This is a genomic window from Citrobacter sp. LUTT5 (assembly GCF_009905315.1).
GTDB classification, from domain to species: Bacteria; Pseudomonadota; Gammaproteobacteria; order Enterobacterales; family Enterobacteriaceae; genus Citrobacter; species Citrobacter freundii.
The window spans coordinates 4,895,509-4,918,489 of the sequence record NZ_CP047606.1 but is presented as its reverse complement, the minus strand read 5'-3'; the positions used below and the strand labels follow the sequence as shown (position 1 = coordinate 4,918,489).

Genomic DNA, 22,981 nt, shown 5'->3' with positions numbered 1-22,981 from the left:
AGGTTGAATTTTCTTATGTATCAGGTTGTTGCGTCTGATTTAGACGGTACGCTGCTTTCCCCCGACCATACTCTGTCCCCTTATGCCAAAGAGACGCTGAAGTTATTGACCGCTCGCGGCGTTAACTTCGTGTTTGCGACTGGCCGTCATCATGTTGATGTGGGGCAAATTCGCGATAACCTCGGCATTAAAACCTACATGATCACGTCCAACGGCGCGCGGGTGCATGATTCTGACGGGAATCTGGTTTTTTCCCATAACCTGGATCGCGACATTGCCAGCGATCTGTTTGGCGTAGTGAATGCAAATCCGGACATCGTGACCAACGTTTATCGCGATGATGAATGGTTTATGAATCGCCATCGTCCGGACGAAATGCGCTTTTTCAAAGAAGCAGTGTTTAACTATTCCCTGTTTGAACCTGCATTACTGGAGCCTGAAGGTGTCAGCAAAGTGTTCTTCACCACCGACTCTCACGAAAGACTGCTACCGCTGGAGCAGGCGATTAACGCCCGCTGGGGCGATCGCGTCAACGTCAGCTTCTCTACGCTTACCTGTCTGGAAGTCATGGCGGGCGGCGTGTCGAAAGGTCATGCGCTGGAAGCGGTAGCGAAAGCGATGGGCTACAGCCTGAAAGACTGCATCGCTTTTGGCGATGGGATGAATGATGCGGAAATGCTCTCTATGGCGGGCAAAGGCTGCATCATGGGCAACGCCCACCAGCGCCTGAAGGATCTGCACCCAGAACTGGAAGTCATTGGTCTTAATGCCGACGATGCCGTACCGCACTACCTGCGCGATCTCTTTTTAAAGTGATTGTTCTTTAGTTGACCAGTTGTCAACTAAACTCTCCGCTACAATGGATGTTCCCTGTTCTAAGAGACATCCATTGTGGCGCTACTCATCATTACCACTATTTTGTGGGCCTTTTCCTTCAGCCTGTTTGGCGAGTACCTTGCCGGTCATGTCGATAGCTATTTTGCGGTGCTGGTGCGCGTTGGACTCGCGGCGTTGGTGTTCCTGCCGTTTTTACGTACCCGCGGGCACAGCGTAAAAACGATCGCGCTGTATATGCTGGTGGGGGCCATGCAGCTTGGCATTATGTATATGCTGAGTTTTCACGCCTACCTGTATCTGACGGTTTCAGAGCTGTTGCTTTTCACCGTGCTGACGCCGCTCTACATCACGCTGATTTATGACCTGATGAGCGGACGTCGTCTGCGCTGGAGTTATGCCTTTAGTGCGTTACTGGCGGTGATTGGCGCGGGGATTATTCGTTACGATCAGGTAACCAGCCACTTCTGGACTGGCCTGCTGCTGGTGCAGCTTTCCAACATTAGTTTTGCCATCGGTATGGTGGGCTACAAGCGTCTGATGGAAACCCGCCCAATGCCACAGCATAACGCTTTTGCCTGGTTTTATATGGGGGCCTTTATGGTGGCTGTCGTGGCCTGGTTCATGCTGGGCAATGCGCAGAAAATGCCTACCACTACGCTACAGTGGGGTATCCTGGTCTTTCTTGGCGTGGCAGCGTCCGGCATTGGTTACTTTATGTGGAACTACGGCGCGACCCAGGTGGATGCCGGTACGCTGGGCATCATGAACAATATGCATGTGCCGGCCGGGCTGTTGGTCAACATGGCTATCTGGCATCAACAGCCTCACTGGCCAAGCTTCATCATTGGCGCGGCTGTGATAGTGGCCTCACTGTGGGTACATCGAAAGTGGGTCGTTCCGCACTCCGCACAAACGGCAGATGATCGCAGGCGTGATTCCGCGCTGAGCGAATAAACGCTTCAGTGACCGGCTGTCGCTGCTCGCCATCACGCACGGCGGCGTACAGTCGGCTCCACAACCCATCACCCAGGGTTTTAGTCACTACTAAACCCTGGCGTTCAAAACTCTCCACCACCCAGTGCGGTAACGCCGCGATACCCATTCTGGCTGCAACCATCTGAATCAGCAGCAGGGTGTTATCCACGCTCTTCAGCGACGGACTAACACCCGCAGGCTGCAGGAAATGCCGCCATACATCCAGTCGACTCCGTTGCACTGGGTAAATGAGCAGCGTCTCGCTGGCCAAATCTTCCGGCGTGATTTGCGTTTTGCTGGCCAACGGATGGTCCGGCGCCAGTACCAGGCGGACTTCAAAATCAAACATCGGTGAGTAGTGCAATCCGCTGCGCGGCAGGATGTCGGAGGTTAATACCAGATCCAGCTCATCCTGCTGTAGCGCTGGTTGCGGATCGAACGTCACGCCGGATTTAAAGTCCATCTCCACCTGTGGCCAGTTGGCACGAAAATTCTCCAGCGCGGGCGTCAGCCATTGAATACAACTGTGACATTCAATTGCGATTCGCAGCCGGGTTTGCTGCGGTTCGTTGCAAGCCTGCAGCGCGCGACCAATTTGCGGCAACACCTGATTGGCTAACTGCAGCAGGATTTCTCCCTGCGGCGTAAAGCGCAGAGGCTGGCTTTTACGGATAAAAAGTCGAAAGCCAAGGCGCTGCTCCAGATCGCTGAACTGGTGAGAAAGAGCGGATTGGGTCTGATGCAACGTCGCCGCGGCGGCTGCCAGCGAACCACTATTCCGCAACGCCTGGAGCGTTTTCAGGTGTTTAATCTCGATCATGAAAGTCCTTCACTTCGGCATGAACAAATTGCGCTTGAGGAATATACAGTAACTGCCAAATATAGATGTGTAAACATCTGGACGGCTAAAATCCTTCGTCTTTTAAATTTATGGTGCGTTGGCTTCGTTTCCCCACCCCAGTCACTTACTTCAGTAAGCTCCTGGGGATGAGTAAACTTGCCGCCTTCCCTAAATTCAAAATCCATAGGATTTACATATAATTAGAGGAAGAAAAATGACAATATTGAATCACACCCTCGGTTTCCCTCGCGTTGGCCTGCGTCGCGAGTTGAAGAAAGCGCAAGAAAGTTACTGGGCGGGAAATTCTTCCCGTGAAGATTTGCTGACCGTTGGCCGCGAGCTGCGCGCCCGCCACTGGGATCAGCAGAAGCAGGCGGGTGTTGACCTGCTGCCGGTAGGTGATTTTGCCTGGTACGATCACGTGCTGACTACCAGCCTGCTGCTCGGCAACGTTCCGGCTCGTCATCAGAATAAAGACGGCTCGGTCGATATCGATACCTTATTCCGTATTGGCCGTGGCCGCGCACCGACCGGTGAGCCAGCGGCGGCGGCAGAAATGACCAAATGGTTTAATACCAACTATCACTACATGGTGCCAGAGTTCACCAAAGGTCAGCAGTTCAAACTGACCTGGACGCAACTGCTGGATGAAGTAGACGAAGCGCTGGCGCTCGGGCACAAGGTGAAACCTGTGCTGCTGGGGCCGGTAACTTACCTGTGGCTGGGGAAAGTGAAGGGCGAACAGTTTGACCGCCTGAGTCTGTTGAACGACATTCTGCCGGTTTACCAGCAGGTGTTGTCTGAGCTGGCAAAACGGGGTATTGAGTGGGTGCAGATTGACGAACCTGCTCTGGTGCTGGAATTACCGCAAGCGTGGCTGGACGCTTTCAAACCAGCTTATGATGCCTTGCGGGGCCAGGTGAAGCTGTTACTGACCACCTACTTCGAAGGCGTAACGCCAAACCTGGATACCATTACCGCGCTGCCGGTGCAGGGACTGCACGTTGACTTCGTGCACGGTAAAGATGATGTCGCCGAGCTGCACAAACGTCTGCCTGCCGACTGGCTGCTGTCAGCGGGCCTGGTGAACGGGCGCAACGTCTGGCGCGCCGATCTCAGCGAAAAATACGCGCAAATTAAAGATATCGTCGGGAAACGTGACCTGTGGGTGGCTTCTTCCTGCTCCCTGCTGCACAGCCCCATCGATCTCAGCGTGGAAACCCGCCTTGATGCAGAGGTGAAGAGCTGGTTTGCCTTCGCCCTGCAAAAATGCGGCGAGCTGGCGCTGCTGCGTGATGCGTTGAACAGCGGTGATACGGCGGCAATTGTCGAATGGAGCGCACCGATTCAGGCTCGTCGTCACTCTACTCGTGTCCACAACGCCGCAGTGGAAAAACGTCTGGCGGCAATCACCGCCCAGGACAGCCAGCGCGCCAACGCTTATCCGGTTCGTGCCGAGGCGCAACGTGCCCGCTTTAATCTGCCGGCATGGCCGACCACGACTATCGGCTCATTCCCGCAAACCACCGAAATTCGCGGTCTGCGTCTGGACTTCAAAAAGGGCAACCTGGATGCCGGTAACTACCGCACCGGTATCGCGGAACATATCAAACAGGCGATCGCCGAACAGGAGCGTCTGGGGCTCGACGTGCTGGTACACGGTGAAGCCGAGCGTAACGACATGGTGGAATACTTTGGTGAGCATCTGGACGGGTTCGTCTTTACCCAGAACGGTTGGGTACAGAGCTATGGCTCCCGTTGCGTGAAGCCACCGGTAGTCATTGGCGACGTCAGCCGCCCGGAAGCGATCACCGTGGAGTGGGCGAAGTATGCCCAGTCGCTGACCGACAAACCGGTAAAAGGTATGCTGACCGGTCCGGTGACCATTCTTTGCTGGTCATTCCCGCGTGAAGACGTGACGCGTGAAACCATCGCGAAGCAGATTGCGCTGGCGTTGCGTGATGAAGTTGCGGATCTGGAAGCAGCGGGGATCGGCATCATCCAGATTGATGAGCCGGCACTGCGTGAAGGTTTACCGCTGCGTCGCAGCGACTGGGCGGCGTATCTGGAATGGGGCGTGGAGGCTTTCCGCATTAACGCGGCAGTGGCGAAGGATGAAACCCAGATCCACACCCACATGTGTTACTGCGAGTTCAACGACATCATGGACTCCATTGCGGCGCTGGACGCGGACGTGATCACTATTGAGACTTCACGTTCTGATATGGAGCTGCTGGAGTCGTTCGAAGAGTTCGACTATCCGAACGAAATCGGGCCGGGCGTCTACGACATTCACTCGCCGAACGTCCCGAGCGTGGAGTGGATTGAAGCTTTGCTGAAGAAAGCCAAGCAGCGTATTCCGGCAGAGCGTCTGTGGGTGAACCCGGACTGCGGTCTGAAAACGCGCGGTTGGCCGGAAACCCGCGCCGCGCTGGCAAACATGGTTAAAGCGGCGCAGAATCTGCGTCAGGCGTAAAAACAAAACGGAGGCTGATGCCTCCGTTTTGTTTATTGGTTTGCCTGGCGGGAATTATTTCTTCCCACCGTATTGCGCGAACCACTCCAGCATTCTCTGCCAGCCGTCTTTCGCGGACTCTTCGTGATAGCTCGGGCGATAATCGGCGTTGAACGCATGTCCGGCATCGGGATAGACCACGATTTCCGCTTTCGCATTGGCGGCGCGTAGCGCCTGACGCATTGTTTCAACGGTATCTTGCGGAATGCTGGTATCCTGGCCGCCATAAAGTCCCAAAACGGGGGCGTTAAGATCGGTTGCGATATCAACGGGATGTTTCGGCGAGTTGAGGGTTTTATCACCCACCAGTTTGCCGTACCACGCTACCGCCGCTTTTAATTGCGGATTATGTGCGGCATACAGCCAGGTAATGCGTCCACCCCAGCAAAATCCGGTGATCATCAGTTGGTGCGCATCTCCCCCGTTACGGGAGGCCCAACTGGCGACGTGGTCCAGATCGGCCAGTACCTGAGAGTCAGGCACTTTGGCGACAAGGCCGCTGAGCAACGTGGGGATATCGGCAAAGTCATTGGGATCGCCTTCGCGAAAATAGAGTTCTGGTGCGATAGCCAGATACCCTTCCAGAGCCAGACGGCGGCAAACGTCACGAATGTGCTCATGAATACCAAAAATCTCCTGCACGACAATGACCACGGGAAGCAGTCCATCGGTTTGTTTTGGTCGTGCGTGATACGCTGGCATATCATCGCCTTGTGAAGGTATGGACGTTACACCGGCGATAATTTCGTTATCCGGAGTGTGAACCGTGGTAGACGTCGGTGGAGATACAGCAGGTGCAAAGCCAGATTGTCGTGTTGTCATGGTATTCTCCGTACCCTTAAATATTCAGCCAAAAAGCGCATTGTTAACTATAGACACATGCAACGAACCACATTGCCTTAAACGGGCTATCTTTTGTGCAGGGCTTCCTTACATCGCATCATTTATGTGATACGCATCACTTTTTGATGGTAATTGAATGCAATTGATTTACATCATAGTGATGACTGTCACGAAAATATGTTCATGCCTTCGGTAAAGTGTGTTTTTGCTTCTTCTGACAAAACCGATTCACAGAGGAGTTTTTATGTCTAAGTCTGATGTTTTTCATCTCGGCCTCACTAAGAGCGACTTACAAGGGGCTACGCTTGCTATCGTCCCTGGCGACCCGGAGCGTGTGGAAAAGATCGCCGCGCTGATGGATAAGCCGGTTAAGCTGGCATCTCATCGCGAGTTCACTACCTGGCGTGCTGAGCTGGATGGTAAAGCCGTGATCGTTTGCTCTACCGGTATCGGTGGCCCGTCAACCTCTATTGCCGTAGAAGAACTGGCACAGCTGGGCATTCGTACCTTCCTGCGTATTGGTACGACTGGCGCTATCCAGCCGCATATCAATGTGGGTGATGTCCTGGTCACCACGGCGTCTGTCCGTCTGGACGGCGCAAGCCTGCACTTCGCGCCAATGGAGTTCCCGGCTGTTGCGGACTTCGAGTGCACCACCGCGCTGGTGGAAGCGGCGAAATCTATCGGCGCCACTACCCACGTGGGCGTTACCGCATCTTCTGACACCTTCTACCCGGGCCAGGAACGTTACGACACCTTCTCTGGTCGCGTCGTGAGCCGTTTCAAAGGCTCGATGGAAGAGTGGCAGTCTATGGGCGTTATGAACTACGAAATGGAATCTGCCACGTTGCTGACCATGTGCGCTAGCCAGGGTCTGCGTGCCGGTATGGTCGCGGGTGTTATCGTGAACCGTACTCAGCAAGAGATCCCTAATGCGGAAACGATGAAACAAACAGAAAGCCATGCAGTAAAAATCGTGGTGGAAGCTGCGCGTCGTTTACTGTAATTCTCCCGTCTATTCAAAAAGGCCGACGCGTTCGGCCTTTTTATTTTGCGTAGTACCTCGCAGGAAATTCCTTTTAAACTGGACGTTTATACAGCACAATTCTATTTTGTGCGGGTAAGTCGTTGCTGTAAGGGGGCGTTGTGGATATTTCAATTATGATGAGTGCCGTGTTGGCGTTAGCCGCAGGGCTGCTGGTTGGGTGGCTGGCAACAAAAGCGCACGCCGACAGAATCCGTGCCGATCTCATCGAAGAACGACGTGAACTGGATATCGCGCTAAGTGCCGCCCGGCAACAACTCTCACAGGAAGCCCACTGGCGTGATGAGTGCGAACTGCTTAATAACGAATTGCGCAGCCTGCACAGTATCAACACCTCTCTGGAAGCTGATCTCCGTGAAGTCACTACCCGGCTGGAAGCAACGCAACAGCATGCGGAAGATAAAATTCGCCAGATGATCAACAGCGAACAGCGCCTGAGCGAGCAGTTTGAAAATCTGGCGAACCGTATATTCGAGCACAGCAATCGCCGCGTAGATGAGCAAAATCGCCAAAGCCTGAACAGCCTGCTGGCACCGCTTCGCGAACAATTGGACGGATTTCGACGCCAGGTTCAGGACAGCTTTGGTAAAGAGGCACAGGAACGTCATACTCTGGCGCACGAAATTCGTAATCTCCAGCAACTGAATGCGCAGATGGCACAGGAAGCGGTAAACCTGACGCGGGCATTAAAAGGCGATAACAAAACGCAGGGTAACTGGGGCGAGGTGGTACTCACGCGGGTGCTTGAGGCTTCCGGTCTGCGCGAAGGCTATGAATACGAAACCCAGGTCAGCATCGAAAACGACGCCCGTTCGCGGATGCAGCCGGATGTTATTGTCCGATTACCGCAGGGCAAAGATGTGGTGATTGATGCGAAAATGACGCTGGTCGCCTATGAACGCTATTTTAACGCTGAAGATGAATTCACCCGCGAGAGCGCGTTGCAGGAGCACATCGCCTCGGTGCGCAACCACATTCGTCTGCTGGGCCGCAAAGACTATCAGCAGCTTCCGGGGCTGCGTACGCTTGACTATGTGCTGATGTTTATCCCCGTTGAGCCCGCTTTTTTGCTGGCGCTCGACAGACAGCCCGAACTGATTACCGAAGCGCTTAGAAATAACATTATGCTGGTGAGCCCTACCACGCTGTTGGTGGCATTGCGCACGATTGCCAACCTGTGGCGCTACGAGCATCAGAGTCGTAATGCGCAACAAATTGCCGATCGGGCCAGCAAACTTTATGACAAGATGCGGTTGTTTGTGGATGATATGTCGGCAATAGGTCAAAGCCTGGACAAAGCCCAGGATAATTACCGACAGGCGATGAAAAAACTCTCTTCCGGTCGTGGAAACGTCCTGTCGCAGGCAGAAGCGTTTCGCAGTTTAGGTGTAGAAATTAAGCGCGAGATTAATCCTGAGCTGGCTGAGCAAGCCACTACGCAGGATGAAGAATACCGCTTGCGCTCGGTCCCTGAGACGCAACAAGATGCGTCTTACCCCGATGGTGAAGCGGTAAATCAGCAATCAAACTAGTCCATTTGGGGTAGTTGAACCCGGCAGAAGGGTAGGGCAAATTGGCCCAATCTGTTACACTTCTCGAACATTTTTTGGATGAGCAGGCACTGAGATGGTGGATAATTCACAAGAAACGACGCACTTTGGCTTTCAGACCGTCGCTAAAGAGCAGAAAGCTGACATGGTGGCCCACGTTTTTCATTCTGTGGCCTCTAAATATGACGTTATGAATGACTTAATGTCATTTGGCATTCATCGTTTGTGGAAGCGCTTCACCATTGACTGCAGTGGCGTGCGTCGCGGGCAAACCGTTCTCGATTTAGCAGGCGGTACCGGCGATCTGACGGCGAAATTCTCTCGCATGGTAGGCGAAACCGGCAAAGTTGTGCTGGCGGATATCAATGACTCAATGCTCAAAATGGGTCGCGAAAAGCTGCGCAATATTGGTGTGGTGGGTAACGTTGAGTACGTTCAGGCGAATGCTGAAGCACTACCTTTCCCTGACAACACGTTTGACTGCATCACCATCTCTTTCGGTCTGCGCAACGTTACGGATAAAGACAAAGCATTACGCTCCATGTACCGCGTATTGAAGCCGGGCGGACGTTTACTGGTGCTGGAATTCTCCAAGCCGATTATCGAACCGTTGAGCAAAGCCTACGACGCGTACTCTTTCCATGTTCTGCCGCGTATAGGTTCAATGGTAGCAAGCGATGCGGACAGCTATCGCTATCTGGCGGAATCCATCCGCATGCATCCCGATCAGGACACCTTAAAAGCAATGATGCAAGATGCCGGGTTCGAAAGCGTTGATTACTACAACCTGACAGCAGGTGTCGTTGCGCTGCATCGTGGATACAAGTTCTGACAGGAGAGTGGGGATGCCTTTAAAACCCTTAGTGACCGCAGGCGTTGAAAATCTGCTCAACACCTTTCTGTACCGCTCTCCTGCGCTCAAGTCAGCCAGAACGCGTTTACAGGGCAAAGTGCTACGTGTTGATCTCAAAGGATTTTCAACATCGTTAGTCCTGGTGTTTAGTGAGCGCCAGGTCGATGTGCTGGGGGCGTGGGAAGGCGAAGCCGATTGCACCGTAATCACATATGCCAGTGTGTTACCGAAATTGCGTGACAGACAGCAACTCACCACGCTTATCCGCAGCGGTGAACTGGAAGTCCAGGGTGATATCCAGGTAGTACAGAACTTTGTTGCGCTGGCCGATCTGGCCGAGTTGGATCCTGCAGAACTGTTAGCACCCTATACCGGCGATATCGTCGCGGAAGGGGTCAGCAAAGTCTTGCGTGGTGGAGCGAAGTTCCTGTGCCATAACTTTCAGCGCCAGCAGCGCTATGTCGCCGAAGCGATCACCGAAGAGTGGCGCATGGCTCCTGGCCCACTAGAGGTTGCATGGTTTGCTGAAGAAACGGCAGCCGTTGAGCGCGCGGTTGAATCTCTGGCCAAACGGCTGGAAAAACTGGAGGCCAAATGACGCCAGGTGAAGTACGGCGCCTTTATTTCATCATTCGCACTTTTTTAAGCTACGGTCTTGATGAACTCATCCCCAAAATGCGAATCACGCTGCCGCTTAGGTTGTGGCGATACTCGTTGTTCTGGATGCCCAACCGACATAAAGACAAACCGCTGGGAGAAAGGCTGAGACTGGCTTTACAGGAACTCGGCCCGGTGTGGATCAAGTTTGGGCAGATGCTCTCCACCCGTCGTGACCTTTTCCCTCCGCACATCGCCGATCAGCTTGCGCTATTGCAGGATCGTGTTGCCCCGTTTGATGGGCTTAGAGCGAAAAAACAAATCGAAGAGGCCATGGGCGGGCTGCCCGTCGAGGAATGGTTTGATGATTTTGAAATCACGCCGCTGGCATCTGCGTCTGTTGCTCAGGTTCACACTGCGCGATTGAAATCGAATGGCAAAGAGGTGGTGATCAAAGTTATTCGCCCGGACATACTGCCGGTCATCAAAGCGGATTTAAAACTGATCTACCGCCTGGCTCGTTGGGTTCCTCGTCTGCTGCCAGATGGGCGTCGCCTGCGACCAACAGAAGTCGTCCGTGAATATGAAAAAACGTTGATTGATGAGCTAAATCTGCTGCGCGAATCGGCGAACGCCATTCAGCTACGACGTAATTTTGAAGATAGCCCGATGCTGTACATCCCGGAAGTGTATTCCGACTATTGCAGTCAGAACATGATGGTGATGGAGCGCATTTACGGTATCCCGGTTTCAGATGTCACCACGCTTGAGAAGAACGGCACCAATATGAAGTTGCTGGCTGAACGTGGTGTTCAGGTCTTCTTTACTCAGGTTTTCCGCGACAGCTTTTTCCATGCGGACATGCACCCCGGGAACATTTTCGTCAGTTACGAGCACCCTGAAAACCCTAAATACATTGGTATTGATTGTGGGATTGTGGGCTCTTTAAACAAAGAAGATAAGCGTTACCTGGCTGAAAACTTCATTGCGTTCTTTAACCGCGATTACCGCAAAGTTGCTGAACTGCACGTGGATTCTGGTTGGGTTCCACCGGATACCAACGTAGAAGAGTTTGAATTTGCTATTCGTACCGTGTGCGAGCCGATTTTTGAAAAACCGCTGGCGGAGATTTCCTTTGGTCATGTGCTGTTGAATTTGTTCAACACTGCGCGCCGCTTCAATATGGAAGTCCAGCCTCAACTGGTATTGCTACAGAAGACGCTGCTGTACGTTGAGGGTGTCGGACGACAGCTCTACCCGCAGTTAGATTTGTGGAAAACGGCTAAGCCATTCCTCGAATCCTGGATTAAAGATCAGGTCGGTATTCCGGCGCTCGTTAGGGCATTTAAAGAAAAAGCACCGTTCTGGGTCGAAAAAATGCCAGAAATACCTGAACTGGTGTATGACAGTTTGCGCCAGGGCAAATATTTACAGCACAGTGTTGATAAGATTGCCCGCGAGCTTCACGCGAATCATGTACGCCAGGGACAATCCCGTTATTTATTGGGCATTGGCGCAACATTGTTGCTAAGTGGAACATTCCTGCTGGTAAGCCGCCCTGAGTGGGGGCTTATGCCGGGCTGGTTGATGGTAGGCGGTGTTTTAGCCTGGTTAATCGGCTGGCGCAAAATGCGCTGAATTTTTCATCGCCCAAGGCAGGCCGTGTAACGTATACTACGGCCTTATTAATTCATCATCTATGACAGAGGAACATGTATGGGTGGTATCAGTATTTGGCAGTTGTTGATCATTGCCGTCATCGTTGTACTGCTATTTGGCACCAAGAAACTCGGCTCCATCGGTTCCGATCTTGGTGCATCGATTAAAGGCTTCAAAAAAGCGATGGGTGATGATGAGCCTAAGCAAGATAAAACCAGCCAGGACGCTGATTTTACAGCTAAATCCATCACCGATAAGCAGGGCGAAGTGAAAAAGGAAGACGCCAAAAGCCAAGATAAAGAGCAGGTATAATCCGTGTTTGATATCGGTTTTAGCGAACTGTTATTGGTGTTCGTGATCGGCCTCATCGTCCTGGGGCCGCAACGATTACCCGTAGCGGTAAAAACGGTTGCTGGCTGGGTTCGCGCTTTGCGTTCCCTTGCAACTACTGTTCAGAATGAACTGACCCAGGAGCTTAAGCTTCAGGAGTTTCAGGACAGCCTGAAGAAAGTAGAGAAAGCGAGCCTGACAAATCTAACCCCGGAGCTGAAAGCGTCAATGGATGAGCTGCGTGAAGCGGCGGAATCGATGAAGCGTTCTTACAGCGTGCACGATCCTGAGAAAGCGAGCGATGAAGCGCACACTATCCATAATCCGGTGGTGAAAGAAGTTGAAGCGCAGCGAGAAGGGGTCACCCCTGCCGCCGCTGAAAATCAGGCCAGTTCGCCGGAGCAAAAACCGGAATCCACGGGTGCTAAAACGCCAGAGCCGACGGAAAACACTTCCGCTACGTTGATGGATGCAGAAAAGAAAGCTGCCGCACCTGTTGTCGAATCCTCACCCTCGTCGAGTGATAAACCGTAAACATGTCTGTAGAAGATACCCAACCGCTCATCACGCATCTTATTGAGCTGCGTAAGCGACTCCTGAACTGCATTATTGCGGTAATCGTGATCTTTCTGGCGTTGGTTTATTTTGCCAACGACATTTACCATATGGTTGCGGCACCGCTGATTAAACAGATGCCGCAGGGTGCAACGATGATCGCCACCGATGTGGCTTCGCCGTTCTTTACGCCAATCAAGTTGACCTTCATGGTGTCGCTGATCCTGTCAGCGCCAGTGATCCTCTACCAGGTATGGGCATTCATTGCGCCTGCTTTGTACAAACATGAACGTCGCCTGGTTGTGCCGCTGCTGGTCTCCAGTTCGTTGCTGTTCTACATCGGCATGGCATTCGCCTATTTTGTTGTCTTCCCGTTGGCGTTTGGTTTTCTGGCCAACACGGCTCCGCAAGGCGTACAGGTATCAACGGACATTGCCAGCTATCTCAGTTTCGTCATGGCGCTGTTTATGGCTTTCGGGGTCTCTTTTGAGGTCCCTGTCGCCATTGTGCTGCTATGCTGGATGGGCATTACGACGCCAGACGATTTACGCAAGAAGCGTCCTTACGTTGTGGTTGGGGCATTTGTCGTCGGGATGTTACTGACCCCGCCAGATGTCTTCTCGCAAACGTTGTTGGCGATACCGATGTACTGCCTGTTTGAAGTGGGCGTTTTCTTCTCTCGTTTCTATGTCGGCAAGCGACGTACGAGAGATGAGGACAACGAGGCTGAAGAAGCAAAAGAAGCCGAAGCCACCGAGAAAACAGAAGAGTAAATTCAACCGCCCGTCAGGGCGGTTGTCATATGGGAGGTAGCATGTTTGACATTGGCGTTAATTTAACCAGTTCACAATTTGCAAAAGACAGGGATGATGTTGTGGCGCGCGCCTTTGCTGCGGGCGTAAACGGTATGCTTCTGACCGGAACAAACCTGCACGAAAGCCAGCAGGCGCTAAAGTTGGCACAGCATTATCCGCATTGCTGGTCCACGGCTGGCGTGCACCCGCATGACAGCAGCCAATGGCAGTCCTCAACGGAAGACGAGATTATCGCGCTGGCAAACCAGTCTGAGGTGGTCGCTATTGGCGAGTGCGGTCTGGATTTCAATCGCAATTTCTCCACGCCGCAGGAGCAGGAACGTGCTTTTGAGGCGCAACTGCGCATTGCTGCTGAACTGCAGATGCCGATTTTCATGCATTGTCGGGATGCCCATGAGCGTTTTCTGACGTTGCTGGAGCCGTGGCTGGATAGCCTCCCAGGCGCGGTGCTGCACTGTTTTACCGGAACGCGGCAGGAGATGCAGGACTGCGTGGACCGGGGACTCTATATCGGTATCACCGGCTGGGTCTGTGATGAGCGCCGGGGGATGGAACTGCGGGAACTGCTGCCGTTTATTCCGGTGGAAAGGCTGCTGATTGAAACCGATGCGCCTTACCTACTCCCTCGCGACTTAACGCCTAAACCGACGTCACGGCGCAATGAACCGGCGCACCTGCCACATATTCTTGAGCGTATTGCCCACTGGCGCGGGGAAAATCCTCAATGGCTGTCAGCAACCATTGATGCTAACGTCCGAACACTGTTCGAAGTGACCTTCTAAACGGCTTAAATTTTACGAAAGCCGGTATTTTTCACGCTCTGCTTAACCTCTTTATTCAACAGGTTAAGCAGTAGCATGGAACGTGCTTCGCCATCCGGTTCGGTGAAGATCGCTTTTAGCCCCTCAAACGCCCCTTCAGTAATAATCACGCTGTCCCCTGGCTGAGGAGTTTGCGGGTCAACAATTCCTTCAGGCTTGTAGATAGAAAGCTGGTGAATAACGGGGGAAGGAACTGTCGCAGGCGTCGCGCCAAAACGGACGAAATGGCTGACACCACGCGTGGCATTGATAGTGGTGGTGTGGATCACTTCCGGGTCGAACTCGACAAACATGTAATTAGGGAATAGTGGTTCACTGACTGTGGTACGTTTACCGCGCACTATTTTTTCCAGGGTGATCATAGGCGTCAGGCAGTTCACCGCCTGCCTTTCCAGGTGTTCCTGGGCTCGCTGAAGTTGCCCACGTTTGCAGTACAGTAAATACCAGGATTGCATAATAACTCTTATCCGCTTGTTCTGAGCGCCAGCATAGCAAAAGCCATGCGTTAAGTTAATTATACCCGCCTCAACGCAGGCTGAAACCCAATGGGTATATACTCCCAAGGCTTATATGTATCGCCAGAGTTCACGCTAATTTAACAAAAATACAGCATCACAATGATGAACGCCGTATAATGAAGCGCTTACGAAGAGGCCACAATGGACGCCATGAAATATCACGATTTACGCGACTTCCTGACGCTGCTTGAACAGCAGGGCGAACTCAAACGCATTTCGCTTGAGGTGGATCCCCACCTGGAAATTACTGAAATTGCCGATCGCACTCTGCGTGCCGGTGGGCCTGCGTTACTGTTTGAGAATCCGAAAGGCTATTCAATGCCGGTGCTGTGTAACCTGTTTGGCACACCAAAGCGTGTTGCGATGGGAATGGGACAAGAAGATGTCTCGGCGCTACGAGAAGTCGGTAAACTGTTGGCGTTTTTGAAAGAGCCAGAGCCACCGAAAGGATTCCGCGATCTGTTTGATAAGCTGCCGCAGTTTAAGCAGGTGTTGAACATGCCGACTAAGCGGTTGCGCGGTGCGCCTTGTCAGCAAAAAATCTACTCCGGCGATGACGTTGATTTAAACCGCATTCCGATTATGACCTGCTGGCCGGAAGATGCCGCGCCGCTGATTACCTGGGGACTCACCGTCACGCGTGGTCCGCATAAAGAGCGGCAGAATCTGGGCATCTATCGCCAGCAGCTGATTGGTAAAAACAAACTTATTATGCGCTGGTTGTCCCATCGCGGCGGCGCGCTTGATTATCAGGAGTGGTGCGCGGCGCATCCTGGTGAACGTTTCCCGGTTTCAGTGGCGTTGGGGGCCGATCCTGCGACCATTCTGGGGGCTGTGACACCCGTTCCTGATACATTATCCGAGTACGCATTTGCCGGGCTGTTGCGCGGTACCAAGACCGAAGTGGTCAAATGTATTTCCAACGACCTGGAAGTGCCTGCCAGCGCAGAAATCGTACTGGAAGGGTACATCGAACCGGGCGAGCTGGCTCCAGAAGGGCCCTATGGCGATCATACCGGCTACTACAACGAAGTAGATAATTTCCCGGTCTTTACCGTCACCCACATTACCCAGCGTGAAGATGCTATTTATCACTCTACCTATACCGGACGTCCGCCTGATGAGCCAGCAGTGCTCGGCGTGGCGCTGAACGAAGTATTCGTTCCTATTCTGCAAAAGCAGTTCCCGGAAATCGTCGATTTTTACCTGCCTCCGGAAGGCTGTTCATATCGTCTGGCCGTGGTGACGATGAAAAAACAGTACGCAGGCCATGCCAAACGCGTCATGATGGGTGTTTGGTCGTTTTTGCGCCAGTTCATGTACACCAAATTTGTTATTGTCTGCGATGATGACGTTAACGCGCGCGACTGGAATGATGTAATTTGGGCTATTACTACCCGTATGGACCCCGCCCGGGATACGGTACTGGTAGAGAATACGCCAATTGATTACCTGGACTTTGCCTCGCCGGTTTCCGGCCTTGGTTCAAAAATGGGGCTGGATGCCACAAATAAATGGCCGGGCGAAACCCAACGCGAATGGGGACGTCCGATTAAAAAAGATCCTGAAGTGATTGCGCGTATTGACGCAATTTGGGATGAACTGGCCATCTTTAATGACGGCAAAAGCGCCTGAGGCGCGATCGTTTTGCCTATTGATCCGACAGAGAGAGCGCATGACAACCTTAAGCTGTAAAGTGACCTCGGTAGAAGCTATAACTGACACCGTATATCGCGTTCGTTTAGTGCCAGACGCGGCGTTTTCCTTTCGTGCTGGCCAGTATTTAATGGTCGTGATGGACGAAAGGGATAAGCGTCCGTTCTCCATGGCATCAACGCCGGACGAGCAAGGATTCATTGAGCTGCACGTTGGCGCCTCTGAGCTAAATCTTTACGCCATGGCCGTGATGGACCGTATTCTGAAAGACCGGGAAATCAAGGTCGATATTCCGCATGGCGAAGCCTGGCTGCGTGATGAAGACGAGCGCCCGCTGATCCTGATTGCCGGAGGTACAGGGTTCTCTTACGTGCGTTCTATTCTGCTTACCGCGCTGGCACGCAATCCCAACCGCGATATCACTATTTACTGGGGCGGGCGCGAAGAGAAGCATCTCTACGATCTCTCAGAGCTGGAAGCATTGTCGGTGAATCACCCGAACCTGCGTGTTGAGCCGGTGGTAGAGCAGCCTGAAGACGGCTGGCGTGGTCGTACGGGAACCGTGTTAACGGCAGTATTGCAGGATTACGGTACTCTGGCGGAACACGATATCTACATTGCCGGTCGTTTTGAGATGGCAAAAATCGCGCGCGACCTGTTCTGTAATGAGCGTCAGGCACGTGAAGATCGCCTGTTTGGCGACGCGTTCGCGTTCATTTAAGCGCTGTGCGCCGGAGTCCTTCCGGCGCATCCATCACCAACCTTACTTCTTCTAACAGGGTGCAAGCCCGGTCTCACTGCTCCTCTTTTCAGCACATTTTTAGTAAACATGCTTTTCCTGTCTATTAACCATAAAACTGATTTTTTGTGACGGGTCTCATTTTGTTTAGTAAACAAAATGGGCAAGCTGTATCGCATCACATTGCTGGACATCAACGAGGGAAAACCATGAGGCTCGGACTGGATATCGGCGGGACTAAAATTGAAGCGGTGGTGATTGATAACGCGGGTGAAATTGTTTACCGCGAGCGATGTGCGACACCAAAGCAGAGTTACGGTGATTTTTTCCAGGCCGTGACGGAGATGATTTCTAAGGCCAGACTGGCCGTTAATCAGTCTTTATCGGTTGGTGTTGGAGTGCCTGGCGCGGTGGATAGCGAAGGTTTGATTAAGAATTCGAACATCCTGGTGTTGAATCAGCAGGCTTTTGCTCAAGACCTTGAGCGAGCGTTAGGAATACCTGTGCCTGTTACTAATGATGCCAACTGCTTTACCCTGTCGGAAGCGATGGACGGTAGCGGACACGGGCATAGCGTGGTATTTGGCGTGATCCTCGGTACCGGTTGCGGCGGTGGACTATGCATCGATAACCGTTTGATCTCTGGGCCTAACGCCTGTGCAGGAGAGTGGGGACATAATGCATTGCCGCGCTACCACGAATCTCGGGATGGGGCTGAAGTGACATGCTATTGCGGACAGGTGAACTGTATTGAGAGCTTTATTTCCGGCAGCGGCCTGGAGCGTCAGTATATGAATCACACCGCGCAACATGCAGGTGTGCCACATATTATGCAGCGGGTAGAATCGGGTGATGTAGATGCCTGTTTGTTATGGGAACGCTATTGCGATCAGCTGGCGCGCGCGTTGGCGGGGGTGGTGAATACGCTCGATCCCGATGTTATCGTGCTGGGCGGTGGGGTATCCAATATCACTTTACTGTACTCAGGCTTGCAGGCGCGAGTGGCGCAGTACGTATTTGGTAAACAGTGCCGTACGCCGATCGTTCAGGCCCGACACGGTGACAGCAGCGGCGTACGCGGCGCGGCCTGGCTGGGGGCACAAAAGGCCAGCGTAAATCAATGAGAGTGACATGACGAAACCTGTACGTATCAGGGACATTGCCGAAGCTTGTGGTGTCTCGGTTGGCGCGGTTTCCCGCGCCCTGAAAGGGCAGCCAGGGCTACGTGAAGATACCCGGCTGCGCATTATTTCTGTGGCGCAGCAGCAGGGTTATGATTTTTCTCGCCTGCGCGCAGACAAGATCAAACGCATCCTGTTTTTGCTGCACCGCCAGCACAATATCAGCCGGGCATTGCCGTTTTATTCTCAACTGCTGCTGGGGATAGAAGATAACTGTCGTGACCATGGTATTGCGCTGAGCTTTCTCTCCATTGGTCCAGGCGATGCAGTGAGTGAGCAGGTGATGTTGCACCAGCCTGATGCGCTGATCTGCGCGGGATTTTTTGAGCCTGAATTACTTGGCTTGCTGCAACAGATGAAACTTCCGTTGGTGCTGGTGGATCTCTGGGCGCCGGGCCTGCCTTGCGTGAACCCGGACAATACCCAGGGCGGTTATCTGGCCACGCAACATCTGATTGCGCAAGGGCGCAGCCGTATCGCTTTTCTTGCCAGTTCGCTTGCGCACTACAGCATCCGTCAGCGCGAGAAGGGCTACCGTCAGGCATTGTATGAAGCCCGTTTGCTGATGCCGCCAGAGTATGAAGCCATTGCGCCGCCACTGCTGGATACCGAGCAATCTTTGGTGGAGGCGGTTAATGAATTGCTCAGTCTGCCAGAGCCGCCCGACGCCATTTTTGCCTATAACGACGCGGCAGCGCTGGTTGTTCAACGGGTGTGTACGCAGCAGGGTATACGTATCCCGGAAGATCTTGCGTTGGTGGGGTTTGATGATATTGATGCTGCGGCCTGGTCACATCCACCACTCACCACCATTGCGGTTGATAAACAACAATTGGGGCGTGAAGCGCTGCGTTTATTGCTGGAAGAAAATCAGGAAGAGAATCTGCTGTTGCCGGTGCAGTTAGTGGTGCGTGGTAGTTCAGGGAAATAAAAAACCCGCCCCTGACAGGCGGGAAGAACGGCAACTAAACCTTTCCCCGTCATAATTCACTCTGCCTCTTTGTTGGCTGCCTTTGCTCACCCCGGTCACATAGTTATCTATGCTCCCGGGGATTCGCTCAGTTGCCGCCGCGATGCAGCGCGAATTATTTAGGGGAATTTATCTTTGATTAAACTCGCTCAAATACCGTTGCGATGCCCTGGCCTAACCCGATACACATCGTCGCCAGGCCAAACTGTACGTCTTTGCGTTCCATCAGATTGAGCAGGGTGGTGCTGATACGCGCCCCGGAGCATCCCAGTGGGTGGCCCAGAGCGATCGCGCCGCCGTTGAGGTTGATCTTCTCGTCTATCTGCTCCATCAGTCCCAGATCTTTAATGCACGGCAGGATCTGAGCGGCAAAGGCTTCGTTCATTTCAAACAAGCCGATGTCGCTGGTGGAGAGTCCCGCTTTTTTCAGCGCCAGCTTTGAGGCCGGAACCGGACCGTAACCCATGATGGAAGGGTCGCAGCCGACTACCGCCATCGAACGAATACGGGCACGCGGCGTCAGACCCAGTTCACGGGCGCGACTTTCACTCATGACCAGCATCGCCGCTGCGCCGTCGGAGAGCGCGGAGGAGGTACCGGCAGTGACCGTTCCACTAACCGGATCGAACGCTGGGCGCAGGGTGGAGAGCGCTTCAACGGTTGTCTCCGGGCGGATAACCTCATCGTAGTTAAACTGCTTCAGCACGCCGTCGGCATCATGACCGCCGGTCGGGATGATTTCGTTTTTAAATGCGCCAGACTGTGTTGCAGCCCAGGCGCGAGCATGTGAACGCGCGGCGAAAGCATCCTGCATTTCACGGCTGATGCCGTGCATGCGGGAGAGCATTTCTGCGGTCAGACCCATCATCCCCGCCGCTTTTGCTACGTTGCGGCTCATGCCCGGATGGAAATCAACGCCGTGGCTCATTGGTACATGGCCCATATGCTCCACGCCACCAATCAGGCACGCCTGAGCATCGCCGGTCATGATCATACGTGCCGCGTCGTGCAGCGCCTGCATTGATGAACCGCACAGGCGGTTCACGGTGACCGCCGGAACGGAGTGCGGGATTTCCGCCAGCAGCGCGGCGTTACGGGCGATGTTGAAACCCTGCTCCAGCGTTTGCTGCACACAGCCCCAGTAAATGTCATCCAGCGCGGTTGGATCCAGCGCCGGATTACGCGCCAGCAGGCTACGCATTAAGTGTGCGGAGAGATCTTCTGCCCGCACGTTACGAAACGCCCCCCCTTTTGAACGGCCCATCGGGGTACGGATCGCATCAACAATTACAACCTGTTCCATTGTGACTCCTTAAGCCGTTTTCAGGCTGCCAACCGGGCGGGCAGGCTCAACCTGGGGATAATACGGTTCGTTATGGCGCGCCTTATCACGCAGACCAGCCGGAACTTCATACAGCGCTCCGAGGTGCTGATACTGCTGGGCCATATCGAGATACTTTGCGCTGCCGAGCGTATCCAGCCAGCGGAACGCGCCGCCGTGGAACGGAGGGAAGCCCAGGCCATACACCAGCGCCATATCGGCTTCTGCCGGGCTGGCGATAATGCCTTCTTCCAGGCACCGTACCACTTCGTTGACCATCGGGATCATCATGCGAGCGATAATCTCTTCATCACTGAATTCGCGTTTCGGCTGGCTGACTTCTGCCAGCAGATCATCAACGGTGGCATCCTCTTCTTTTTTCGGCTTGCCCTTGTTGTCTTCTTTATAACGCCAGAATCCAAGACCGTTTTTCTGTCCGAAACGGTTTGCATCAAACAGGGCGTCTATCGCGTCGCGATAATCTTTCTGCATACGCTGAGGGAAGCCTGCGGACATCACTGCCTGCGCGTGATGTGCGGTATCAATTCCCACCACGTCCAGCAGATAAGCCGGGCCCATCGGCCAGCCAAACTGTTTTTCCATGACTTTATCGACTTTGCGGAAATCCGCCCCATCGCGCAGCAGCTGGCTAAAACCGGCAAAATACGGGAACAGCACGCGGTTCACGAAGAAACCGGGGCAGTCGTTGACCACAATTGGCGTTTTGCCCATCTGGCTTGCCCATGCGACAACTTTGGCGATGGTTTCATCCGAGCTTTTCTCGCCGCGAATGATCTCAACCAGTGGCATGCGGTGTACTGGGTTAAAGAAGTGCATCCCACAGAAGTTTTCCGGGCGCTTGAGCGCGCTAGCCAGCTCGTTGATTGGGATGGTAGAGGTATTCGACGCCAGTACGGTGTCCGGGCGAACCTGATCTTCGGTTTCCGCCAGTACCGCTTTTTTCACTTTCGGGTTTTCCACGACCGCTTCAACCACCACGTCCACACGCTCAAAACCGCTATAGTCGAGGGTTGGATGAATAGTGGAAATCACGCCCGCCATTTTCAGACCGTCAATTTTGCCGCGCTCAAGCTGTTTGTTCAGCAGTTTGGCCGCTTCGGTCATGCCCAGCGTTAATGATTTGTCGTTGATATCTTTCATGACAACCGGCACGCCTTTCCAGGCTGACTGGTAAGCGATGCCGCCGCCCATAATGCCTGCACCCAGCACTGCCGCTTGCTTTGGTGCTTCAATATTTTTGGTGAGCTTTTTGGCTTTGGCTTTCACGAACTGATCGTTAAGGAAGATCCCAACCAGCGCGCGAGCTTCACTGGTGTGCGCCAGTGGCACAAAGCTTTTATTTTCCAGATTCAGCGCTTCTTCACGGCCAAAACGAGCCGCTGCTTCAATGGTTTTTACCGCGGTAATCGGTGCGGGATAATGCTTACCTGCCGTCTGCGCCACCATGCCTTTGGCGATGGTAAAGCTCATAGCAGCTTCAATTTTGCTGAGTTTCAACGGCTCCAGCTTAGGCTGACGTTTGGCTTTCCAGTCGAGGTCGCCGTTAATCGCCTGACGTAATACCGCGATCGCGCCATCAAGCAGTTTGTCTTGCTTCACTACGCCATCGACCAGACCGATTTTTAGCGCCTGCTCAGCACCAACGTCTTTACCTGCCGCAATAATTTCCAGCGCGCTGTCCGCACCCAGCATACGTGGCATACGCACAGAGCCGCCAAAGCCCGGCATAATGCCCAGCTTGGTTTCTGGCAGGCCAATGCGCAGGTCCGGCGTTGCCAGACGATAATCGGTTGCCAGGACACACTCGCAGCCACCGCCCAACGCATAGCCATTTACCGCTGAGAGGGTCGGAACAGGTAGATCTTCGAGGCGGTTAAAGACGCTGTTGGCAAAATGCAGCCACTGGCTCAGTTGCTCTTCAGGCACGAGGAACAGTGAAAGGAATTCGGTGATATCGGCACCAACAATAAAGGCTGCTTTGTTAGAGCGCAGCAGCAGCCCTTTTAAATTCGGTTGTTTTTCCAGCACATCAAGCGCATGGCCCAGGCTGGCAACGGTGGCCGTGTCGAGTTTATTGACCGAACCAGGGGCATCGAACACCAGTTCGGCGATGCCATCTTCCAGCCAGTCGAGGTACAGGGTGTCGCCTTTGTAAAGCATGTCAGTCTCCTGAATCCGCAAGGTGATCTGGTCATACCAGATGAATCGAAGTGTGTGTTTTATGTTAATAAAATGCAAATGAATGATTAAAGAAATGACGATTCGATCACGCTCGGCAGAAATCACGCACTCACAAAGCGATGTGCTAAGATGCGGAGACTTGAGGTCAAAAAAACAGA

Annotated in this window: 21 protein-coding genes; 16 read left to right on the top strand and 5 right to left on the bottom strand. The window is 53.3% G+C overall.

Annotated features, from left to right (window positions below; translation table 11 throughout):
• The first annotated feature begins 15 nt into the window (after positions 1-15).
• Together yigL and GUC46_RS23360 are read left to right on the top strand one after the other, a co-directional pair.
• Complete coding sequence (yigL, locus tag GUC46_RS23365; RefSeq protein WP_003017910.1) at positions 16-816, top strand: sugar/pyridoxal phosphate phosphatase YigL; 801 nt, start codon at positions 16-18, stop codon at positions 814-816.
• Between the two features lie 75 nt (positions 817-891).
• Positions 892-1,791 carry a carboxylate/amino acid/amine transporter gene (locus GUC46_RS23360; RefSeq protein ID WP_130714427.1) on the top strand — a complete coding sequence of 300 codons (900 nt, stop codon included), beginning with the start codon at positions 892-894 and terminating at the stop codon, positions 1,789-1,791.
• Here the strand turns inward: GUC46_RS23360 and metR are convergent.
• Positions 1,679-2,632, bottom strand: coding sequence for an HTH-type transcriptional regulator MetR (gene metR, locus GUC46_RS23355; RefSeq protein ID WP_003841224.1), 954 nt, complete (start codon positions 2,630-2,632; stop codon positions 1,679-1,681). The genes GUC46_RS23360 and metR overlap by 113 nt on opposite strands.
• A 235-nt stretch (positions 2,633-2,867) precedes the next feature.
• Between metR and metE the strand changes: the two genes are divergently transcribed.
• Positions 2,868-5,129, top strand: coding sequence for a 5-methyltetrahydropteroyltriglutamate--homocysteine S-methyltransferase (metE, locus tag GUC46_RS23350; RefSeq protein ID WP_160180751.1), 2,262 nt, complete (start codon positions 2,868-2,870; stop codon positions 5,127-5,129).
• 54 nt (positions 5,130-5,183) lie between these two features.
• On the opposite strand, the gene GUC46_RS23345 is transcribed toward metE, so the two are convergent.
• Positions 5,184-5,990: a dienelactone hydrolase family protein gene (locus tag GUC46_RS23345; protein WP_016151242.1), complete on the bottom strand. Its 807-nt coding sequence runs from the start codon at positions 5,988-5,990 to the stop codon at positions 5,184-5,186.
• Positions 5,991-6,255: 265 nt separating this feature from the next.
• Between GUC46_RS23345 and udp the strand changes: the two genes are divergently transcribed.
• The 9 genes from udp to tatD all read left to right on the top strand — a co-directional run bounded on the left by udp (position 6,256) and on the right by tatD (position 14,197).
• Positions 6,256-7,017 carry a uridine phosphorylase gene (udp, locus tag GUC46_RS23340; RefSeq protein WP_003017903.1) on the top strand — a complete coding sequence of 254 codons (762 nt, stop codon included), beginning with the start codon at positions 6,256-6,258 and terminating at the stop codon, positions 7,015-7,017.
• Between the two features lie 140 nt (positions 7,018-7,157).
• Complete coding sequence (gene rmuC / locus GUC46_RS23335; RefSeq protein ID WP_003017901.1) at positions 7,158-8,588, top strand: DNA recombination protein RmuC; 1,431 nt, start codon at positions 7,158-7,160, stop codon at positions 8,586-8,588.
• A 94-nt stretch (positions 8,589-8,682) separates the two neighbouring features.
• Positions 8,683-9,438 carry a bifunctional demethylmenaquinone methyltransferase/2-methoxy-6-polyprenyl-1,4-benzoquinol methylase UbiE gene (gene ubiE, locus GUC46_RS23330; RefSeq protein WP_003017897.1) on the top strand — a complete coding sequence of 252 codons (756 nt, stop codon included), beginning with the start codon at positions 8,683-8,685 and terminating at the stop codon, positions 9,436-9,438.
• A 13-nt stretch (positions 9,439-9,451) separates the two neighbouring features.
• The gene (gene ubiJ / locus GUC46_RS23325; RefSeq protein WP_003017894.1) at positions 9,452-10,057 is read left to right on the top strand and encodes a ubiquinone biosynthesis protein UbiJ; all 606 of its coding nucleotides are present in this window, start codon (positions 9,452-9,454) and stop codon (positions 10,055-10,057) included.
• Positions 10,054-11,694 (top strand): ubiquinone biosynthesis regulatory protein kinase UbiB, encoded by a 1,641-nt coding sequence (ubiB, locus tag GUC46_RS23320; protein ID WP_003017891.1) that lies wholly within the window; start codon positions 10,054-10,056, stop codon positions 11,692-11,694. Before ubiJ ends, ubiB begins: the two co-directional genes overlap by 4 nt.
• 78 nt (positions 11,695-11,772) lie before the next feature.
• The gene (gene tatA, locus GUC46_RS23315; RefSeq protein ID WP_003017888.1) at positions 11,773-12,027 is read left to right on the top strand and encodes a Sec-independent protein translocase subunit TatA; all 255 of its coding nucleotides are present in this window, start codon (positions 11,773-11,775) and stop codon (positions 12,025-12,027) included.
• 3 nt (positions 12,028-12,030) lie between these two features.
• Positions 12,031-12,579 (top strand): Sec-independent protein translocase protein TatB, encoded by a 549-nt coding sequence (tatB, locus tag GUC46_RS23310; RefSeq protein ID WP_044714745.1) that lies wholly within the window; start codon positions 12,031-12,033, stop codon positions 12,577-12,579.
• A 2-nt stretch (positions 12,580-12,581) separates the two neighbouring features.
• Positions 12,582-13,373: a Sec-independent protein translocase subunit TatC gene (tatC, locus tag GUC46_RS23305; RefSeq protein ID WP_003017884.1), complete on the top strand. Its 792-nt coding sequence runs from the start codon at positions 12,582-12,584 to the stop codon at positions 13,371-13,373.
• Between the two features lie 41 nt (positions 13,374-13,414).
• Positions 13,415-14,197 (top strand): 3'-5' ssDNA/RNA exonuclease TatD, encoded by a 783-nt coding sequence (gene tatD, locus GUC46_RS23300; RefSeq protein ID WP_003017882.1) that lies wholly within the window; start codon positions 13,415-13,417, stop codon positions 14,195-14,197.
• 5 nt (positions 14,198-14,202) lie between these two features.
• Here the strand turns inward: tatD and rfaH are convergent, their stop codons facing one another.
• Complete coding sequence (rfaH, locus tag GUC46_RS23295; protein WP_003017881.1) at positions 14,203-14,691, bottom strand: transcription/translation regulatory transformer protein RfaH; 489 nt, start codon at positions 14,689-14,691, stop codon at positions 14,203-14,205.
• A 204-nt stretch (positions 14,692-14,895) separates the two neighbouring features.
• Between rfaH and ubiD the strand changes: the two genes are divergently transcribed.
• The 4 genes from ubiD to GUC46_RS23275 all read left to right on the top strand — a co-directional run bounded on the left by ubiD (position 14,896) and on the right by GUC46_RS23275 (position 19,261).
• Entirely contained in the window at positions 14,896-16,389 is a 1,494-nt protein-coding gene (gene ubiD, locus GUC46_RS23290) for a 4-hydroxy-3-polyprenylbenzoate decarboxylase (RefSeq protein ID WP_003841240.1), read from the top strand.
• A gap of 40 nt (positions 16,390-16,429) precedes the next feature.
• The gene (fre, locus tag GUC46_RS23285) at positions 16,430-17,131 is read left to right on the top strand and encodes an NAD(P)H-flavin reductase (RefSeq protein WP_003017873.1); all 702 of its coding nucleotides are present in this window, start codon (positions 16,430-16,432) and stop codon (positions 17,129-17,131) included.
• Between the two features lie 227 nt (positions 17,132-17,358).
• Entirely contained in the window at positions 17,359-18,273 is a 915-nt protein-coding gene (locus GUC46_RS23280; protein WP_049012680.1) for an ROK family protein, read from the top strand.
• A gap of 7 nt (positions 18,274-18,280) precedes the next feature.
• Entirely contained in the window at positions 18,281-19,261 is a 981-nt protein-coding gene (locus GUC46_RS23275; RefSeq protein WP_049001677.1) for a LacI family DNA-binding transcriptional regulator, read from the top strand.
• A 178-nt stretch (positions 19,262-19,439) separates the two neighbouring features.
• On the opposite strand, the gene fadA is transcribed toward GUC46_RS23275, so the two are convergent.
• Together fadA and fadB are read right to left on the bottom strand one after the other, a co-directional pair.
• Entirely contained in the window at positions 19,440-20,603 is a 1,164-nt protein-coding gene (gene fadA, locus GUC46_RS23270; RefSeq protein WP_003017858.1) for an acetyl-CoA C-acyltransferase FadA, read from the bottom strand.
• Positions 20,604-20,612: 9 nt separating this feature from the next.
• Complete coding sequence (gene fadB / locus GUC46_RS23265; protein WP_003017855.1) at positions 20,613-22,802, bottom strand: fatty acid oxidation complex subunit alpha FadB; 2,190 nt, start codon at positions 22,800-22,802, stop codon at positions 20,613-20,615.
• Positions 22,803-22,981: the final 179 nt, after the last annotated feature.

What these genes read in the sequence shown, in the direction of transcription:
- yigL (WP_003017910.1), top strand. Translation starts at nt 16, where the DNA reads ATGTATCAGGTTGTTGCGTCTGATTTAGACGGTACGCTGCTTTCCCCC.
- ubiD (WP_003841240.1), top strand. Translation starts at nt 14,896, where the DNA reads ATGGACGCCATGAAATATCACGATTTACGCGACTTCCTGACGCTGCTT.
- GUC46_RS23275 (WP_049001677.1), top strand. Translation starts at nt 18,281, where the DNA reads ATGACGAAACCTGTACGTATCAGGGACATTGCCGAAGCTTGTGGTGTC.
- fadB (WP_003017855.1), bottom strand. Translation starts at nt 22,802, where the DNA reads ATGCTTTACAAAGGCGACACCCTGTACCTCGACTGGCTGGAAGATGGC.
- GUC46_RS23280 (WP_049012680.1), top strand. Translation starts at nt 17,359, where the DNA reads ATGAGGCTCGGACTGGATATCGGCGGGACTAAAATTGAAGCGGTGGTG.
- fadA (WP_003017858.1), bottom strand. Translation starts at nt 20,603, where the DNA reads ATGGAACAGGTTGTAATTGTTGATGCGATCCGTACCCCGATGGGCCGT.
- rfaH (WP_003017881.1), bottom strand. Translation starts at nt 14,691, where the DNA reads ATGCAATCCTGGTATTTACTGTACTGCAAACGTGGGCAACTTCAGCGA.
- tatA (WP_003017888.1), top strand. Translation starts at nt 11,773, where the DNA reads ATGGGTGGTATCAGTATTTGGCAGTTGTTGATCATTGCCGTCATCGTT.
- GUC46_RS23345 (WP_016151242.1), bottom strand. Translation starts at nt 5,990, where the DNA reads ATGACAACACGACAATCTGGCTTTGCACCTGCTGTATCTCCACCGACG.
- tatD (WP_003017882.1), top strand. Translation starts at nt 13,415, where the DNA reads ATGTTTGACATTGGCGTTAATTTAACCAGTTCACAATTTGCAAAAGAC.
- metR (WP_003841224.1), bottom strand. Translation starts at nt 2,632, where the DNA reads ATGATCGAGATTAAACACCTGAAAACGCTCCAGGCGTTGCGGAATAGT.
- ubiB (WP_003017891.1), top strand. Translation starts at nt 10,054, where the DNA reads ATGACGCCAGGTGAAGTACGGCGCCTTTATTTCATCATTCGCACTTTT.
- ubiJ (WP_003017894.1), top strand. Translation starts at nt 9,452, where the DNA reads ATGCCTTTAAAACCCTTAGTGACCGCAGGCGTTGAAAATCTGCTCAAC.
- udp (WP_003017903.1), top strand. Translation starts at nt 6,256, where the DNA reads ATGTCTAAGTCTGATGTTTTTCATCTCGGCCTCACTAAGAGCGACTTA.
- ubiE (WP_003017897.1), top strand. Translation starts at nt 8,683, where the DNA reads ATGGTGGATAATTCACAAGAAACGACGCACTTTGGCTTTCAGACCGTC.
- fre (WP_003017873.1), top strand. Translation starts at nt 16,430, where the DNA reads ATGACAACCTTAAGCTGTAAAGTGACCTCGGTAGAAGCTATAACTGAC.
- metE (WP_160180751.1), top strand. Translation starts at nt 2,868, where the DNA reads ATGACAATATTGAATCACACCCTCGGTTTCCCTCGCGTTGGCCTGCGT.
- tatC (WP_003017884.1), top strand. Translation starts at nt 12,582, where the DNA reads ATGTCTGTAGAAGATACCCAACCGCTCATCACGCATCTTATTGAGCTG.